This window comes from Roseateles sp. GW835-FHT13E02 (genome assembly GCF_058794035.1).
Map to the genome: position 1 here is coordinate 17,154 of NZ_JBXAGJ010000034.1, position 16,312 is coordinate 33,465.

19 protein-coding genes are annotated in these 16,312 nt (G+C 64.3%); 15 read left to right on the plus strand and 4 right to left on the minus strand.

Annotated features, from left to right (window positions below):
- The first annotated feature begins 44 nt into the window (after positions 1-44).
- The 4 genes from AC1Q6P_RS22890 (at position 45) to AC1Q6P_RS22905 (ending at position 4,010) form a co-directional block, all read left to right on the plus strand.
- Positions 45-2,006, plus strand: coding sequence for a serine/threonine protein kinase (locus tag AC1Q6P_RS22890; RefSeq protein WP_492666090.1), 1,962 nt, complete (start codon positions 45-47; stop codon positions 2,004-2,006).
- Positions 2,007-2,087: 81 nt separating this feature from the next.
- The gene (locus AC1Q6P_RS22895; RefSeq protein ID WP_492666089.1) at positions 2,088-2,540 is read left to right on the plus strand and encodes a GNAT family N-acetyltransferase; all 453 of its coding nucleotides are present in this window, start codon (positions 2,088-2,090) and stop codon (positions 2,538-2,540) included.
- Positions 2,537-3,151 carry a GNAT family N-acetyltransferase gene (locus tag AC1Q6P_RS22900; protein WP_492666088.1) on the plus strand — a complete coding sequence of 205 codons (615 nt, stop codon included), beginning with the start codon at positions 2,537-2,539 and terminating at the stop codon, positions 3,149-3,151. The genes AC1Q6P_RS22895 and AC1Q6P_RS22900 overlap by 4 nt, the downstream gene beginning before the upstream one ends.
- A 103-nt stretch (positions 3,152-3,254) precedes the next feature.
- Complete coding sequence (locus AC1Q6P_RS22905) at positions 3,255-4,010, plus strand: transporter substrate-binding domain-containing protein (protein WP_165794670.1); 756 nt, start codon at positions 3,255-3,257, stop codon at positions 4,008-4,010.
- Positions 4,011-4,028: 18 nt separating this feature from the next.
- On the opposite strand, the gene AC1Q6P_RS22910 is transcribed toward AC1Q6P_RS22905, so the two are convergent.
- Positions 4,029-4,739, minus strand: coding sequence for a zinc metalloprotease (locus tag AC1Q6P_RS22910; protein ID WP_492666087.1), 711 nt, complete (start codon positions 4,737-4,739; stop codon positions 4,029-4,031).
- Complete coding sequence (locus AC1Q6P_RS22915; protein WP_102769151.1) at positions 4,727-5,731, minus strand: XdhC family protein; 1,005 nt, start codon at positions 5,729-5,731, stop codon at positions 4,727-4,729. The genes AC1Q6P_RS22910 and AC1Q6P_RS22915 overlap by 13 nt, the downstream gene beginning before the upstream one ends.
- Before the next feature lie 94 nt (positions 5,732-5,825).
- Here AC1Q6P_RS22915 and AC1Q6P_RS22920 point away from each other — a divergent pair, with 94 nt between their 5' ends.
- Positions 5,826-5,969, plus strand: coding sequence for a hypothetical protein (locus tag AC1Q6P_RS22920; protein ID WP_492666086.1), 144 nt, complete (start codon positions 5,826-5,828; stop codon positions 5,967-5,969).
- A 37-nt stretch (positions 5,970-6,006) separates the two neighbouring features.
- Here the strand turns inward: AC1Q6P_RS22920 and AC1Q6P_RS22925 are convergent, their stop codons facing one another.
- Together AC1Q6P_RS22925 and AC1Q6P_RS22930 are read right to left on the minus strand one after the other, a co-directional pair.
- Positions 6,007-6,606 (minus strand): DUF3617 domain-containing protein, encoded by a 600-nt coding sequence (locus tag AC1Q6P_RS22925; protein ID WP_492666085.1) that lies wholly within the window; start codon positions 6,604-6,606, stop codon positions 6,007-6,009.
- A gap of 70 nt (positions 6,607-6,676) precedes the next feature.
- Positions 6,677-7,627 carry an alpha/beta hydrolase family protein gene (locus AC1Q6P_RS22930; protein ID WP_271007399.1) on the minus strand — a complete coding sequence of 317 codons (951 nt, stop codon included), beginning with the start codon at positions 7,625-7,627 and terminating at the stop codon, positions 6,677-6,679.
- Positions 7,628-7,843: 216 nt separating this feature from the next.
- Between AC1Q6P_RS22930 and AC1Q6P_RS22935 the strand changes: the two genes are divergently transcribed.
- From AC1Q6P_RS22935 to AC1Q6P_RS22980, 10 genes are all read left to right on the plus strand, one after another.
- Positions 7,844-8,869, plus strand: coding sequence for a LysR family transcriptional regulator (locus tag AC1Q6P_RS22935; RefSeq protein ID WP_492666084.1), 1,026 nt, complete (start codon positions 7,844-7,846; stop codon positions 8,867-8,869).
- Positions 8,870-9,758: 889 nt separating this feature from the next.
- Complete coding sequence (locus AC1Q6P_RS22940) at positions 9,759-9,962, plus strand: hypothetical protein (RefSeq protein WP_492666083.1); 204 nt, start codon at positions 9,759-9,761, stop codon at positions 9,960-9,962.
- 119 nt (positions 9,963-10,081) lie between these two features.
- Positions 10,082-10,468, plus strand: coding sequence for a hypothetical protein (locus AC1Q6P_RS22945; RefSeq protein ID WP_492666082.1), 387 nt, complete (start codon positions 10,082-10,084; stop codon positions 10,466-10,468).
- 946 nt (positions 10,469-11,414) lie between these two features.
- Complete coding sequence (locus AC1Q6P_RS22950; protein WP_492666081.1) at positions 11,415-11,987, plus strand: hypothetical protein; 573 nt, start codon at positions 11,415-11,417, stop codon at positions 11,985-11,987.
- Positions 11,988-12,112: 125 nt separating this feature from the next.
- The gene (locus AC1Q6P_RS22955; RefSeq protein ID WP_492666080.1) at positions 12,113-12,472 is read left to right on the plus strand and encodes a hypothetical protein; all 360 of its coding nucleotides are present in this window, start codon (positions 12,113-12,115) and stop codon (positions 12,470-12,472) included.
- A gap of 136 nt (positions 12,473-12,608) precedes the next feature.
- Positions 12,609-12,995 carry a hypothetical protein gene (locus AC1Q6P_RS22960; RefSeq protein WP_102766718.1) on the plus strand — a complete coding sequence of 129 codons (387 nt, stop codon included), beginning with the start codon at positions 12,609-12,611 and terminating at the stop codon, positions 12,993-12,995.
- Between the two features lie 116 nt (positions 12,996-13,111).
- Positions 13,112-13,570 (plus strand): DUF6756 family protein, encoded by a 459-nt coding sequence (locus tag AC1Q6P_RS22965; protein ID WP_492666079.1) that lies wholly within the window; start codon positions 13,112-13,114, stop codon positions 13,568-13,570.
- Between the two features lie 68 nt (positions 13,571-13,638).
- Positions 13,639-14,004, plus strand: coding sequence for a hypothetical protein (locus AC1Q6P_RS22970; protein ID WP_492666078.1), 366 nt, complete (start codon positions 13,639-13,641; stop codon positions 14,002-14,004).
- 65 nt (positions 14,005-14,069) lie between these two features.
- Positions 14,070-14,672 (plus strand): DUF3885 domain-containing protein, encoded by a 603-nt coding sequence (locus AC1Q6P_RS22975; protein WP_492666077.1) that lies wholly within the window; start codon positions 14,070-14,072, stop codon positions 14,670-14,672.
- Between the two features lie 602 nt (positions 14,673-15,274).
- Positions 15,275-15,685: a hypothetical protein gene (locus tag AC1Q6P_RS22980; RefSeq protein ID WP_492666076.1), complete on the plus strand. Its 411-nt coding sequence runs from the start codon at positions 15,275-15,277 to the stop codon at positions 15,683-15,685.
- Positions 15,686-16,312: the final 627 nt, after the last annotated feature.

The following is a 16,312-nucleotide window of genomic DNA, read 5'->3' on the forward strand; positions in this document are numbered from 1 at the left end:
TCGAGTACCCTTGCCCACTTTCCGAATCGCTTGTTGGCTCGCTCATGTCGGACACCCCCATTGACCGCACCGGACTTCGCTCGCCAGGCCTGCCTGTCGACGACGTCAATGCCTTGCCCCCCGGCACCCGTTTTGGGGCGCTGGAGATTGTGCGGACCCTGGGTGTGGGCGGCTTCGGCATCGTCTACCTGGCGCGCGACCATGCGCTGGAGCGCGAGCTGGCGATCAAAGAGTACATGCCGGGGCAGCTGGCCCAGCGTGGCGAGGGCTCGGTGGTGTCGGTGCGCTCGGGTTCGCTGAGCGAAACCTTCGAGATCGGTCGCCGTTCCTTCGTCAACGAGGCGCGCCTGCTGGCCCGCTTCGACCACCGCTCCCTGCTCAAGGTCTACCAGTTCTGGGAGGCCAATGGCACGGCCTATATGGCCATGCCCTATCTGCAGGGTCAGACCTTGCGCCAGCGCCGCGAGGACATCAACGCCGGCCGAGCGCCTGCGCTGGACGAGGCGGCGCTGCGGGCGCTGTTGCTGCCGCTGCTGGAGGCCTTGATCCTGCTGCATGCCTCGGCCGTCTACCACCGCGACATCGCACCCGACAACATCTTGATGCCGGCCGATGGCAGCGATCCCATCCTGCTGGATTTCGGCGCGGCGCGGCGCGCCATCGGTGACCGCACCCAGACCTTCACCGCCATCCTCAAGCCCAGCTACGCACCCATCGAGCAGTACGCCGAAAGCACGGCCCTGCGCCAAGGGCCCTGGACCGATGTCTATGCCCTGGGCGCTGTCGTTCACTACCTGCTGACCGGCCAGCCGCCGCCGCCGGCCACGGCGCGCGCCGTGGTCGATGATTACGAGCCCCTGGCGGGCCGGGCCCTGCCGGGCTGCTCGCGCGCGTTTCTGGCCGCCGTCGATTGGGCCCTGGCCGTGCGGCCGCTGGAGCGCCCGCAAAGCATGGAGGCCTTCCGCGACGCCCTGACCGGCCAGCGCGAAGCACCCGGGCTGCATGAGGCCGATCTGCCCTTGCCCTTGAGTGAGGACGGCAGCGAGGGCGCGGATGATGATGTGACGGTGATCCAGCCGCGCCCGCGCACCGTGCCGCTCGCCAAGCCTGCGCCGAATGCCCTGGCTGAGGCCGCCACCCTGGTGCAGCCGCCGCCTTCCGCGGCGCCGGCGTCGCGCCCCGCCAAGGCGGCCGTGGCGCCCGGGCTCGCCCCGGTGGCGGCCCCTGCGTCGGCCCCGGTGGCAGGCAAGGCCCGGTCGCTGCCGCCCTTGGCGATGGCGGCGGTGGCGCTCTTGGTTGTGCTGGCTGCGGGCGGTTGGTGGGCCAAGTCCAAGGATACAGGTGCTGCGCCGTCGCTGGAACTGGCGGCTGCTTCCGCGCCGTCTTCGGGTTCTGCTGCTGCTGCTGCTGCTGCTGCTGCTTCGGCCGTCCCCGTCCCGGCATCCGCGCCGGCGACCGATCCAGCACTGGCACAGGCCGGACGCGCGTCCGCCTCGGCGCCGGCTCAGACCATGGTGCCGGCCCCGGCGGCCGTGGTCTTGGGGCCTGCGCCGGCGCCTTTGCTGAACCCGAACGGTGGCAACAAGGCCTCGCCGTCCGCGGCTGCAGCTTCGTCCTCGCGCCTGGCCGCGCAGGCGCCTTCGCAATCTCAGGTGCAGACCGTGCGCACCGATGCGCGCCGCCCCGGCAAGGAGGGCGTGGCCTCGGCCCCGGCGCCCGGTGCGGCGGCCAACAGGCTGCCGCCCATGCCGCAGCAGGATGCCAGCCTGGCGGTGGCCACGCCGGCCCAGATTGCCGCGGCCGCGACCCAGGCTGCGTCGGCCGCCCAGGCCGCAGGCCACGAGGAGGCCCCGGCCGCCCCCCTGGACCCACGCCAGGCCTGCGCCAAGGAGAACATCCTGCTGCGCGTCTGGTGCGTGGACCGCCGTTGCGAGAAGCCGGCTTATGCCGGCCATGCCGAGTGCGTGCGCCTGCGTGAGATTCGCGAGCAGCGCCGCGAGCGTTGAGCTTGGGCTGGCGCTTTGCCGGTGTTCGATTGACGGGCATGACCTTGGGACTGCGGCTGCGCTTCTGTTGAAATCCTCGGCATGAGCTCTGATTCCCCCTTTCTCATCAGCTGCGATCCGGTGCGCCTGGATCTGGACATGATCCACCGCTTCCTCAGCGAGCAGGCGCCCTGGTGCCTGGGCATTCCCAGGGCCACGGTGGCGCAGGCCATCGCTGGATCCTTGTGCTTCGGTGCGTACCGCGGTGGCGCCCAGATCGGCTTTGCCCGCGTCATCACCGACCGGACGACTTTTGCTTACCTCTGCGATGTGTTCGTGCTGCCCGAGCACCAGGGCCTGGGCTGCAGCCGGGCGCTGATGGATGCCGTCATGGCCCACCCCGATCTGCAGCATCTGCGCCGCTTCATGCTGGCCACCAGCACCGCGGCCGGGCTCTATGCCAAGTACGGCTTCAGCCCCGCGTCCAAGCCGCAGAGTTTCATGGAGCGCCTGGACCCGGAGATCTATTTGCGTGCGCCCCAGGGGGCCAGTTGAGCTCCATCCTGTTTTCCTGTGGCGCCGGCCGATACTGCCGCGAGCTGACGGCGGCCGATGTGCCGGCGGTGCAGCGCTTTCTGGAGGCCAACCCGGAGTACTTCTGGACCGTCGGAGACGAGCCGCCGCGGCCTGATGAGGCACAGCAGGAGTTCGACGAACGCCCGCCGGCCGAGCTCAGCTACAGCCGCCTGCGCCAGCTCGGCTTCTACGCCGAGCCCTCGGGTGAACTGCTGGCCTATGGCAGCGTGGTCGAGGACCTGATGCGGCCCGGGGTCTGCCATCTCGCCCTGTTCATCGTCGCCACGGCGCGCCATGGCCGCGGCGATGCCGCCCCGCTCTACCAGGGCCTGGAGCAATGGGCGCGCGCGCAGGGCGCGCGCTGGATGCGGCTGGGGGTGGTGCTGGGCAACACGCGGGCTGAGCGCTTCTGGCAAGGCCAGGGCTTTGTCGAGCTGCGTCGGCGCGAAGGCGTGCCGGCCGGTCGCCGCCTCAACACCTTGCGGGTGATGCTCAAGCCCCTGCGTGCGGCCGGCGCGGCGGGCAAGGCCGAGGCAGACGAAATCGCCGACTACCTGTGCCAAGTGGCACGCGATCGGCCCGAGCCCTGAGCCGCGCTGCCGCAGCTCGGCAGCCCCTCTGTTAGATTCAGACCCAAGGGTTGGCCAGGCATGGGTCGGCCCGAGACTTCGGAGCCGGCAAAGGCGTGACAAGGTGAATGGTGTTTGGTTTTCCTGGCTGCGCGGAGCTTGCCTCTGTCTGGCGCTGCTGGCGTCGGCCGCCCAGGCCCGCGAGTTCCGCGTGGATCTGATCCAGTTCGACCCCTGGGCCAAAAAGAACCCCGACCCCGATGCCGCCGAACCCTATGTGGGCATCGTCGTCGACCTGCTCAAGGAGTTCGAGCGCCGCAGCGGCCACCGCACGATCAAGACCTTGACGCCCTATGCCCGCGTGGAGCGCGATCTGGAGGTGGGCGATTGCGATTTCTCCATCATGGCCTGGGGCGAGGCCCGCGCGGCCTATGCCAACCGGGGCACGGCTTTTGTGCCGCTGGAATTTGGTGTCCGGGCGCGCAAGGGCGTGCGGGTGCGCAGCTATGAGGACCTGAAGAAGATCATCGTCGGCGCGCCCCGCGGGCTCAAGGTCGACCCGCGCTTCGATGCGGACCCCGAGATCCGCAAGGACCTGGTGCTGGACTACACCCTGGCCATCCGCAAGGCGGTGGCCGACCGCGACGCCATGGCCGTGGCCGGCTCCCTGTCCACCCTGGGCCACATCATCCACAAGCTCAAGCTGGAAGCCGAATTCGGCGATGTGCTGGTGCTCAACACCACGCATCTGACCGTGGCCTTTTCCAAGAAATCCAGCCAGATCGGCGCCGAGGCCCAGGTCAACGCGGTGTTCAAGACCATGGTGGACGACGGCACGGCGCGGCGCATCTACGAGCGCTGGATGTTCCCTCCCGATTGAGCGCAGTGCCGGGCTTCGTCAGCGCGCCTGGGCGTTGGCGCGCCGGCAGCGCTCGATGTCGCAGGCCGTGGGCAGGGTGGCGCGGTACTCGCCAAAGGCCTTGAGCAGGCCCGGGTCGGCGGCTTGGCATTGGCCACCCTTGCCGTCGGTGTAGTAGGAGGTCACATCGATGCAGCGGCGCGAGTGCGCCATCAGGCCGAAGAAATGCCCCATCTCGTGCGAGACGACCATTTGCAGCGTCTCGCCGGCCGGGTGCTTGGGGTTGCGCTGCCGCAGCAGGGTGAACATGGCCGGGTTCAGGGCCAGGCTGCGCTGGCCCAGATCGGCCAGGCCGAAATTGCCGCGGCTGGCCGCCGCACTCCAGTGCACAAACACCGCGCCGGTCGGCAGCTCCTCGCTGGCCTGCAGCCGCCGCACCTCGCTGGGCACGCCGCAGCGCGACCAGCTCGTGGCGGCGCTCTGCAGCGCCTGCATCACCTGTTCGGCCGTGAACCAGGCTGGCGCGCCCGCGTGGGCATAGCGCAGGCGCAGCGGCGAAGCCAGGGCCGGGCGGTCGCGGCCATCGCCCCAGGTGGGCACTTCGGCCAGCGGGCATTGCGCCATCTCCTGCTCGCGCAGGCGGATTTGCTCGGGGCTTTGCGCCAGGGCGGGGGCCCACAGCGCGGCCAGGGTCAGTGGCAGCGGCAGCCAGCCCTGCGCCCGGCCGCGCAGGCGCTTCAGAGCGCGCATCCCACCTCGCCGCGCGCACCTGGCTCGGGCCCCTGGCTGTGGATCTGGACACCGTAGCGTTCGGCCGTCATGTGGGCCAGGATGGACAGGGCAATCTCGGGCGGCGTGCGGGCGCCGATGTGCAGGCCTACCGGGCCATGCAGGCGGGCCAGCTGCGCCGGTGTCAGGCCAAAGTGTTCGGCCAGGCGGGCCTTGCGCTTGCTCTGGTTGACCCGCGAGCCGATGGCGCCGACATAGAAGGCCGGGCTTTGCAGCGCCTCCATCAAGGCCAGGTCGTCGAGCTTGGGGTCGTGGGTCAGGGCGACGATGGCGCTGTGTCCGTCGGGCTGCATGGCGGTGACGACATCGTCGGGCATGTCGCGGCTGAGTGTGCAGCCGGGCACGGCGAAACCGTCGGCGTATTCCTCGCGCGGGTCGCAGATGGTGACGCGGTAGTCCAGGCCCAGGGCCATCTGCGCCAGGTACTGGGTCATCTGGCCGGCGCCGATGATGAGCAGGCGCCACTGCGGGCCGTGGTGGCTGCGCAGCGTCCGGGCGTCCAGCAGCAAGGTGTCGGCACCGTGCTCGGGCGCCTGCAGCTGCACCCGGCCGCTGTGCAGGTCCAGCAGGCGCTGCACCCGCTCGCCGCGGTCCAGGCGCTCCAGCAGGGCTTCGATCTGCGAGGCCTGGCTGACCGGCTCCAGCAACAGCTCCAGCGTACCGCCGCAGGGCAGGCCGAAGCGCTGGGCTTCCTCGGCGCCGACGCCGTAGCGCAGCAGCTCCGGCCGCTGCAAGGCCAAGGCGCCCTCGCGCAGCTTGGCGATCAGATCGTCTTCGATGCAGCCGCCCGAGACGGAGCCGGCAATCTGCCCGTCATCCCGCACCGCCACCAGCGAGCCCACTGGCCGTGGGGCCGAGCCCCAGGTGCGGGTGATGGTGCCCAGCACCGCGCCGCGGCCCTCACGGCGCCAGGCGGCCAGCTGCCGCAACACTTGCAAGTCGACGTTGTCCATGCCGGCATCCTATGCGCTCGGCCCCGCGCCCGCGGCGCACAATGCGCTTACCCGATTGCTTTGCTGTGGCTGCCCCGCGCATGCCCACCCTGCCATGAAACCCAAGCCCCAAGAACCGCTCAGCGCCGAGCCTGCGACGACGACGGCGGCGCCGCCCGTGGCCAAGCCGCGCTGGTTCGAGGCCTTGCTGGCCTGGTATCTGGGCTGGCTGGGGCGCATCTTCACCGGCAAGCTCTGAGCCGCCCTGCCGGGCCCGCGTCGGCCCCTTGGACTTGCTATTTCGGCGTCTTCATCGGCGCAATGCTGCCGCAATCGGCGCCCAGCCAGCGGCCACTGCCGTTCACCACCAGGGTTTCGTTCTTGCCGCTGCTCTTGTTCTTGCTGACGGTGTTCAAGGTCGAGGTGTAGGCCTCGGGGCTGGTGAGTGTGGTCGTGCCCTGGCCGCTGACTTCGGGGTCGCTGCAGCTGAACTGATTGAGGATTTGCGCGCCCTTGCGCTGAACCTGGTGCTTGCATGAGCCCTGGCCCTGGCTGTGCACTGGCAGCTCATTGAGGGCCGCCTGATCGGCCGTGATGCAGACCTTGAGCGTGACGGCGCCGGTGGCCAGATTGGCGTTGACCCCGGCCTTGGCCATCATCTCTTCCATCATCTTGCGCTGATCGGCCGGCATCTGGGCCAGCTGCTGTTGGGCCTGGGCCATGGCCGCCTGGCGCTCGGGGCTGAGCTGGGGGTTCATCTTGATTTCCCACAGCCCTGGCTTGATGGCTTGGGCCTGGGCTCGTGTGGGCGCGAAGGCGCTGGCACTGAGCAAGTAGGCCGCGATCAGCAGCAAGGCAGGAGGGCGAGCCTGGGTGGGGGCGTGCTGGGTCTTCATGCGCGGCTCCTCGGGCCCGATGGGCCGTGGCGGGTGGGGGGTGAAGAGCCAGTGTAGCCAGCGCTGCCGATCAAGCCAGCAGTCGTTCGCGCAGCTGCGGCGTGGCCTGCTCCACGGGCGCCAGCAGCAGCGGCCAGATCTGGGCGCCCAGCTCGCGGCGGAACATGCCGAAATGGCCGATGGCGCGCAGGCCCAGCTGGCGCGGGTCCAGCGTGTGGCGCTGCAGCGCGGCGCTGCGGAACTGCTGGCCCAGGTGGTCCACCGCCGGGCCGGGGCCGAACAATGTGTCGTCGCTGATGTTCCAGAGGTGCACCGGGCCGGTGAAGCGGTGGTAGCCCAGATCGGCCTGCACCGCCGGGTCGGTGAACAGATAGCCGCGCCGCCGGCCCCAGCGCGCCCATTGCAGGGCCGCAGCCTTGGGAAGGTCTTGCGCGCGGCCGCCCAGCACCCAGCCGGGCGCGTGGCCGAAGAGATGGCTCAAACCCGGCAGCAAGGCATGGAAAAACAGCGCGGCCTTGGCCTTTTGCACGCCGGCCCAGAAGCGCCAGTCGGCCGCCTGGGCGGCCACGCCCAGCACCGCGTCCAGCTGCTCGAAGCCGGGCGCCAGACCGATGGCCTGGCCGCCAAAGGAATGGCCGATGGCCAGCACGCCCAGCGGCTGGCCTTGCGCCCGCTGCTCGCGCTGGCGCCGGTGTTCGATGGCGCGCAGGGCGGCGGCCATGTCCAGCTGCGCCCATTCACGCAGGCCGGCCCGCTCTTGCCGCACCGAGCCCTGCAAGCTGCGGCCGATGCCGCGGTAGTCGTAGCTGAGCACGGCATAGCCGCGCCCGGCCAGCCACTCGGCAAAGCCGCGGTAGAAGCCGCTGGCCACGGCCATGGCCGGGCTGATCACGGCCAGGGCGCGCACCGGGCCCGCCGGCTCTTGCCAGCTGGCGTGCAGCAGGCGGCCGTCGGCGCAGCGCAGCTGCACGGCTTGGACCGGGGGCAAGGCGTGGGGCAGGGAGGGGGCAGTGGGTTTCATCGGGATTCTTGGCGGGTGGCGGCCGGTGGATGGCGGTGGAGGGCTGTGGAACCAAGTGGTAGGCCGTGGAGGACACGGGAACTCAGTCTAGATTGGCGAGATTTCAGCGACTAGACTGCGTTGAATCGACACATTGGTAATCAAACGTTGACAAATAAGCCGCGCCACCCGCCCGTTTCGCCATCGCCATCGCCTGCTCCGTCGACCCCGGCAGCAGTGGCAACCGTAACGACAACGACAGCAACAACAAAAACAAAAGCAAAAACGAGCAGCGCCCCGCGCCTGTCGCGCAGCCGCCGCACCGCCGCCGATCAGGCCCTGGACGCCAATGCCCTGGAGCTGTTCGCCCGCATCGCCCAAGCCGGCAGCTTTGCCCGTGCGGCGCGGGATCTGGGGCTGACGCGCGCGGCCGTCAGCCGCCGCGTGGCCGCGATTGAATCGGCGGTGGGCCTGGCCCTGTTCGCGCGCAGCACCCGCAGCCTCAGCCTGACCGAAGCCGGCCGGCGCCTGCAGGCCCGCGCCCGGGTGGTGCTGGAGGCCACCGAAGGTGCCCGCCTGGCCCTGCGCAGCGAGCGTGACCAGCTCAGCGGCACCTTGCGCATCAGCGCGCCGCCGGTGTTCGGCAACCATGTGCTGCCGCCGCTGCTGGCGCGCTTTCAGGCCTTGCACCCGGCGCTGCGCTATGAGTTCTTGTTCACCTACCGCCGCGTCGATCTGCTCGCCGAAGGCGTGGACCTGGCCTTCCGCGCCACCGCCCAGCCGCCCGAGGACTGGGTGGCCCAGCCCCTGCTGCGCTACGCCGTGCGCGCCTATGCCTCGCCCGCCTGGGCGGCCGCGGCCGGCCCGCTGCAAGGGCCGCAGGATCTGCTGCACCTGCCCTGCCTGCTGGTCGGCCAGCACGAAGACGCCAGCGAACGCCGCTGGCTGCGCGAAGACGCCCAGGGCCGCCCGCTGGAAGAAGCCGCACTCAGCCTGCGCGCCGCCGCCTGGGGCAACGACCACGAGGTGCTGCTGGCCATGGCCCGCGCCGGCGGCGGCGTGGTGCTCAGCCCGGATTTCTGCGTGCCCGCCGCCACCGAGGGCAGCGGCCTGGTCGACGTGCTGCCGGGCTGGCGTTTGACCGTCAAGGAAGGCGAATGGATCCAGGCCCTGAGCCTGCCCATGCCCGCCGGCTCAGAAACCGCCCGTGCGCTGGTGCGCTTCATCAAGGAGGCCTTGGCGGAGCAGGGGGCGGGGGCTTAGCGGGAGGGGCAGACCCTGGCCGGCGCGGTCAGGGTTGACTGGGCGCCGCTGTCGCGCTCCGCTGGGTGACCCCACTGGCCCCGGAGCCGGGAGTTTGGTCGCGCGACACTCAAGGGTTGGCCTGAGGAATTAACGCCATGAACTGATGGCAATATGGCGAACCACCGGCCGGCTGGATGTTGCGTTGCAGCCCAAGCCGTGTATTTGTAACAGGCGCGGCTTTTGTCGTGGAAATTAATGCCGTTTGAAATCTCAATCCAGCAGCGAAAAGGAGTGATCCGACAGGCACTTGCTTGGGTTTTCGCCTGGCCGGTTATTGCGACAGCGGCCGTGATATGCGGCGTGCAGCTGCGGTATACAACACGTTAGATGGCAGGCGCTATGCGCTCCACTTTGGTAAGTCGAATTCGAGAGACTTTCACATGCACCGCGGCGGCGATCGGGGCCGGCGGTGCATGGGGAAGTGCCGCAGCGATATGTTCGCGCTTGCTAACCTCGATCTCAGAGCAAAGCGCATGGCTGTTTGTCGGGCTTCCGGTTGCCGTCGCCGTTGTTGCGTTGCTGTGGCGTAGGCTCCCAAAAATTTTGGGGTTTCGTGGCTAAATGCCATCTAACCAGTTGTTCCATCCGACCGCCTTCGGCGGCGGCTGAACGCCAACGTTAGGTCTCACCATCACCATGTCCTACCAGTTCTCTGGGTTCCTCGTTGCGATGCCACTACCCCGCCCGGTTGAATTGCCGGCGGATGCAGTGTGGCGAGAGATTTCGCTCCCGTTCCGCGGCATTGGCGTTCTGCTTCCGCATACGATCGGCGAGATCCTCAAGGCCGACCAAATCGCAGACTTTGCCCGCGATCTTGGAATTGCAAACGGCGCCCCCCTGGCTGTTCATGCAGTACGACACTTGGGGCGGCGAGATTGACTTCGTTTTTGGCATGGGCGCCACATCTGCGGGAGCGTTCGGTCCGGTTGAAGAGTCTGCGCGGGGTCAAGTCGAAGCTGTATACCTAGATCTCATGGCTCGGCTTGGTGTTGGTGCCGATGATGCTCTTGCGTTTAAACCCTTTGAGCGTGGCTACTGGGGCGAGCAATGAGACCTAACCCATCTCTCAACCGGACCCGCCACGGCATTCCGCTTTCGGGCCTCATTTAATTCTGGCCCTGCAGCGTCATGCCGTCGCGGGCCGGTTAGCTCAAACGTTAGAGCGCAGAAATGCCGCTGACCATCACTCGTGCTTCTGATCCAGCAAGGGGTCAGTACTCGCTGGAGATCGAGGAGATCGATCCGGTGACACCAGCCTCACGCTTGCTTTGGCACATAGCGCAGCTGCCTGGTGTGACGGTGCTAGCCAAAAAGTCATGGGCACTCACTGATGACTTTGAAGCGTACTTCACCTACAAAGGCCAGATGTTTTGCTTGCAAACACCTTTCGTGAATGCATGCCTTGTCATGCGTGCACCAGGCGACCCATTGATTTTTCAAGAGCTTGAAGATCACATCAGCCAGTACCGGGTGCCAAGTACTCTTGTGTCCATGCTGGCCATGCTGAGGTTCTTCGTTCTTCCACCTAACCCCAAGCCTGAGCTTTGGCCCCATTAGCGTCATGACGCCTACCCACAGTCTGCGCTCTAACCATTCGCTCGAGCCGACTCGCGTCGGCAGGCCGCCGCTCGCGGCTCAGCTTCAACGTTGTGCAGCAAGCTAGGCCGCGCATGAAGATCCGTTTTTGGTTCGGCGAACGCCGCGATCTCGCAGATCAAACCGGAATGCGCATATTCGAGTCGGGCTTCAGGCAAGCGAGTCCAGCTTCCGGCCGCCGTGATCTTGCCTGTTTTGGCTTCGCAGTTTGTTCGCCGTTTCTTGGCTCGCCGCCAGAGGGCAGGCGGACAAAGCGCTTGACGCCTCGGGCGTTCGCCGCATGGGTACCGCTTCGGTATGCTCTCGGGCAGTTCCACGGCAGTGCCTCCGAAGTGGCTCTGCACAACCTGTCATTCGAGCGGACCGCCTTCGGCGTCCGCTCACTTTCACGTTCGGCGTCATGAGAGCTTCTCTTTCGGCATTCCTGCTTAGCTATTCGCTCCTGGCGACTGCCGCACCTGAAGAATGGCGTGACTCTCCACGTGTTCTTAGCTGCGCCCCTCGTGTCTTACATGCCGGTGATACCCTCAGACTCTCGCTCGGGCCTAAACATGGACGTGAACTTTCTGTGACACGTCTCGCAGACGGTGCCACCTTCATGCTGGTCATTGGCGCGCCCCCACAAGACATGGTGCAACTCATGACGCCTGATGAGTTTGCCAAGGTCAAAAGCCTCAGTATCCCAACAAGCGTCGAAGCCACGCGATGGGATGGCGCCGAAGTAAGGGAACCGATCTTTACTAGGCTAGGTATTTATGAGGTGTCCGTGTCTGAGGTGTTTGAATCGGAGCGCGGAGGCTTCTACTGCCGCGTTCACTATGCCGGCGCTAAGCGGCGACGCCGAACCCGTCATTCCAGCGGACTGCCTTCTGCAGCCGCTGAATTCAATCGTTAGGCAGCACAAGCGATGCGCTCCGCTTTCTCCACTTTTGCAACAGCCACCTTCGTGCTCGCTGGGCATGCACACTCGACCGAGACTGACTATAGGTTGCTGAAGTACAGCCAAGCTCGAGCCTTCAAAACCGCAGTGCACGAGCCGTCACTCATCGCCGAGCTACGAGTGTCCGACGGCGAGCCATATTTGGTCTACTCCGGACTCGGCTGCAAAGAATGCGATATCAATCGCAATCTTTATATTCAGTCTCCTGCCGACGGTCCTCACCAAAGTGGCGAAACCGGACGCCGCTACTCGTATCCCGGCAGATATCGAGACCCTGAGTCTCAATCGCTGGTGGAGACTGTCCGCACATTCATCGGACGCTGCACGCCAAGCAAGTACGAGGGAGTAGTATGGTTCTCAAACACCAAGCTCGAATCGGGCAAGTGGGAGCGAAGCACCTACTTGGCACAAGTGGAAGTCGCCAAGCTAGTTGAATACAGGCAGCCGAAGACCGTAGTCACCTTGCTCGCCGCCAAGCAAGCCGCCTCAAAGGGCGTTTGCAAAGAGTTGCCCGGCAAGAATTTCACCACCGAGCCGTAAGAGTGCTGCCTAACCCATCGCTCAACCGGACCCGCAACGGCATGCCACCTTCGGGCCTCATTTCATTCTGGCCCTGCGGTGTCCTGCCGTCCCGGGCCGGTTAGCTCAAACGTTAGCCATTTCCCATGACACCGGAGCAAGAAGTTGCGAGAAAAAAGCGGGCTGTAAGGGCAGCGCAGCGAATGCTTACCGCTGAACTCGGCCTAGTCTATGGAGCCAAGCGGGTGCGAGAAGCCTTGTTTCATCTTGGAAGCGATGTCCCGAAGCGGTTTCCGGTCTTTGATTCCTTCTTGGATGCGATTCCTCTGGCGACTCCACTCGGGGAGCTTCGTCTCCTTTGCCAAGAAGGACTATTGCTCTCCAGCGATCGGATTCTCGCCGCCGTGGAAGCTGAATACAGGCAGTCATTGCTGCGGGAGTGCCTATCTGTGATCAATGTCTACGAATCTAGCGGCAAGCAAAATGTGCTTGCAGCAGAGGATTAGCGCTGCGAGTCATCAAATGGCTAACCCATCGTTCAACCGGACATGCTCCGGCGTGCCACCGCCGGGCGTCATTTCATTCTTGCCCGGCGGCGTTACTCTGTCGCCTGCCGGTTAACTCAAACGTTAGAGCGCAGAAATGCCGCTGACCATCACTCGTGCTTCTGATCCAGCAAGGGGTCAGTACTCGCTGGAGATCGAGGAGATCGATCCGGTGACACCAGCCTCACGCTTGCTTTGGCACATAGCGCAGCTGCCTGGTGTGACGGTGCTAGCCAAAAAGTCATGGGCACTCACTGATGACTTTGAAGCGTACTTCACCTACAAAGGCCAGATGTTTTGCTTGCAAACACCTTTCGTGAATGCATGCCTTGTCATGCGAGCACCAGGCGACCCATTGATTTTTCAAGAGCTTGAAGATCACATCAGCCAGTACCGGGTGCCAAGTACTCTTGTGTCCATGCTGGCCATGCTGAGGTTCTTCGTTCTTCCATCTAACCCCAAGCCTGAGCTTTGGCCCCATTAGCGTCATGACGCCTACCCACAGTCTGCGCTCTAACCATTCGCTCGAGCCGACTCGCGTCGGCAGGCCGCCGCTCGCGGCTCAGCTTCAACGTTAGACCGCAGAACCGCCGAACTGCCATGCAAACGATCGTCGAAGAAATTCAGCGCACGACCGAACGACTCGGGATCGACCCCGGCGCGATGACTCAAGTGCCACCGGATGAAAGCAATCGCATCTATCTCGCTGCCTTGCATCGCTTTGTCGGAACGAATGACAGGCGCTGGTGGTGGGAGTCCTTCCGTGAGCCCGGCGCTTCGTTGGCGTTTCCTTCTGGGGACGGTTGGCGCAAGTTGCCGCTCATCGTTCCGAACCCGTCGGAGCGAATCTGGTTTATCGCCGAAGACGATCAGCTGCCTCAGTCCCCCGTGTTCGACACATCCGCTGAAATGGCCTCCCGAATCATTGGTGAGTGCTACGGCTTTGAGTACTACCTTATCGCCAAAGACCTCAGCTGGCTCGTTTGCGAGACGCATCACAACGTCTTGTGTGCGGTCGGCCAGGCTGTTGAGGAGAGGCTACTTGAGAATGCGGTCTAACCTGTCGCTCGAGCCGACTCGCGTCGGCAAGCCGCCGCTCGCGGCTCAGCTTCAACGTTAAGGCGCATATGGGTCGCGACATCTTTGTGCAAGATTTGCCTGCTGGCATTCGTTCAGTTGAAGATATTCCAGATGACTTTGTTCCGGGAGTAATTGGTAGGCGCGATCAGTTCATCGCCACGATCAAAGATATTGCTCCGCACGCTGATTTCTCTGATCCAAGTTGGGGCGTAATTGCTCAGCGGGACGACTATCACATTGAAGTGAGCTTCGGAGCAAATGAAGAGTTGGAGACCTTTGCCTTTCACGTCGCTGGCGGAATGGATGCTCAGGAACTGGTTTCGAATATCTTGGCGGCACTCAATTTGCGCGCGCTGGACCCAGCATCCAACTCTGGATTGTTCGAATTCGTGAGGGCCGGAAATGCGCCTTAACCTTGCGTTCGAGCCGACTCGCAACGGCTGGGCACTACAGGCCCCCATTTCATTCTGGGCCTTCCGTGCCCAACCGCCGCGCGCGGCTCAACTTCGACGTTAGCCATCAGATGCAAATGCCTCCTTTCGCGACCGAGTGGCGTGCCAGCTTTGGCGACGCATTGCCTGCGGGCTTCCTATGTCGAGAGACATTGGCAGATCGGTGGCTGCGTATTCATAGCCTTCCAGAATCGAAGCGGTATGCGGAGACGGAGGTTGAGCGAGCTGAGCTACTCGATCGCCAGAATGCCGCCGCAAGCTACGTCCTAGGAGACGATGCCGATTGCCATTTGCTCATCACTCGCTTCGGCGAGAACCGAGCATGGTCATTTGAGGAGTTGCCGCTGAATGGCCGAACACCGGTGCATTTCTTGTCTGCCGGAGATGAGGACGACGAATTCCAGTTCTTCGATCTGCCAGTTCGATGGCAGAAGGGCGCCTTCAACGAGCTTTTCCTTGCTGTCGCGGACGATAGAACTGGACCAGTACTGTTCGCTGATGTTCAACGACGCCGCATTTACGCTCCCTACGATGGAGGTGCCGACCTGTTTTTCCCCAGCCGGGAAGCGGCACAGTTGGCTCGAGAGCACTTTCAGGATTGGCTGTCGGCCAGGGAGGATGGGCTGTGAAGCTGACGGCTAACTGGTCGCTCGAGTGGACCTACGCCAGCTGGCCGCGCAACGCTGCCTGTGTATCTTCAGCTCCGCGCGGCCAGCTGGCTCCGGCCCCTCAGCTTCAACGTTGGGCGTCAGGCAAGTAGCGATGGATGCGTTCGCAGGAGTCGGGTTTAGCAACCTCGCCGAGCTTCAAGGCGAGATAGTCAAGCTAATTCCGGGTGTTAGCTCCCGGATCGAAAAGTCGTTGCGCGCCATAAACCATAGATCACTGCCAAGTGGCATTGTCATCTATAGCTACTTTGAGCGAATTCCGACTGGGCGTGCGCCAATCCACATCAGAATTTCCGATAACAGCCGGCTTATGGTGCGGTTGGATGTGGTGGCGCCATATGAGGAGGCAACAGCGGAAGAAATGCTAGACCATTTCCTCTTGATTTGGTCCGAGATGGTGTCAAAGCTGGCTCGGTACCTGGAGCGGAAGCAGGTTCCAAATGCTGTCGCCCAATCAGTAACTCGCGCACTATCTTTGCCGGCACCATGACGCCCAACCCTTCATTGCAGCCGACCTGCGCCAGCTCCGCTGGCTGGTCGGCTGAATTCCAACGTTAGGCGTCATGAACGACCCGCGCTCCATCGTCGAAGCCCGCAAGTACGGTGAAATTCGCTGTGCCGTGGTGTCAGAGATCAACAACGATATGTCGCGCGTTCTCGGCAAGTTCGGCCTCACACCCGACGCCTCACTGCTCGTTGAGCACAACAGGGAATCCGCGTTCGCTATCTTGCGAGAGCTTCTTTGGAAGGACATGGCGTACGAAGGCGAGTGCATGCCGGCAAGCCAGGCAGAAGAGATTGCCAATCATCTGCTGCAACAGCACAGCACCCCGGCGAGTAAATTCTTCTCGAACGGCGAATGTGCAAAGCGAGAAAGCTGGAATCCACTGACTGAATCAACTTTCGACTCTGGCTTAATAGTCACAGGTAGCAACGGCACCTATTTCTGCATATGGTTTCAAGACGAAGACTGACGCCTAACCCAGCGCTCGAGTGGACCTCCGCCAGCTGGCCGCGCTGCGCTGCCTGTACATTTTCAGCTCCGCGCGGCCAGCTGGCTGCGGCCCCTCAGCTCGAACGTTAGGCATCTAGATCGTCATGGAACCATTCAATCCGAGTTCGCCGCAGGTGCTCATTCCATTTGGAGTTCTGGCCCTGGTTTCTGTGGCGACTGCTGTCTTTCTCTGGCTCAACCGGGACGGAGCGCTGAAGCGCAAGCTGTTTCCGTACATCGCCTCTACACACGGAGTACTTTTCCTATCGGTTTTCGCGGCCGCAGGGCTGCCACTCGAAAGCCTATTCAGCTTTGTTCCGCTAATCGCAGTTGGGGTTTGGCTAAACGTCAGGATGTTCAGGTTCTGCTTGGCTTGCGGTGCCACGGTGCGCGGCGGTGCATTCTTCTCGCGGCCAAAGTACTGTCCAAAATGCGGAGAGGGGCTGGGTAAGTGAAGGCGCTGCCTAACCAGTTACAGGGACTTCCCACCGCGTCAACACCGTCTCATTGAATCCCCCCGCAAGACCTGACCCCGATTGATCTGGATTGCACACGCCGACTCGAACGAAGGGCTGAACAGAGAACAGACTGCCACTCTACAGACGGC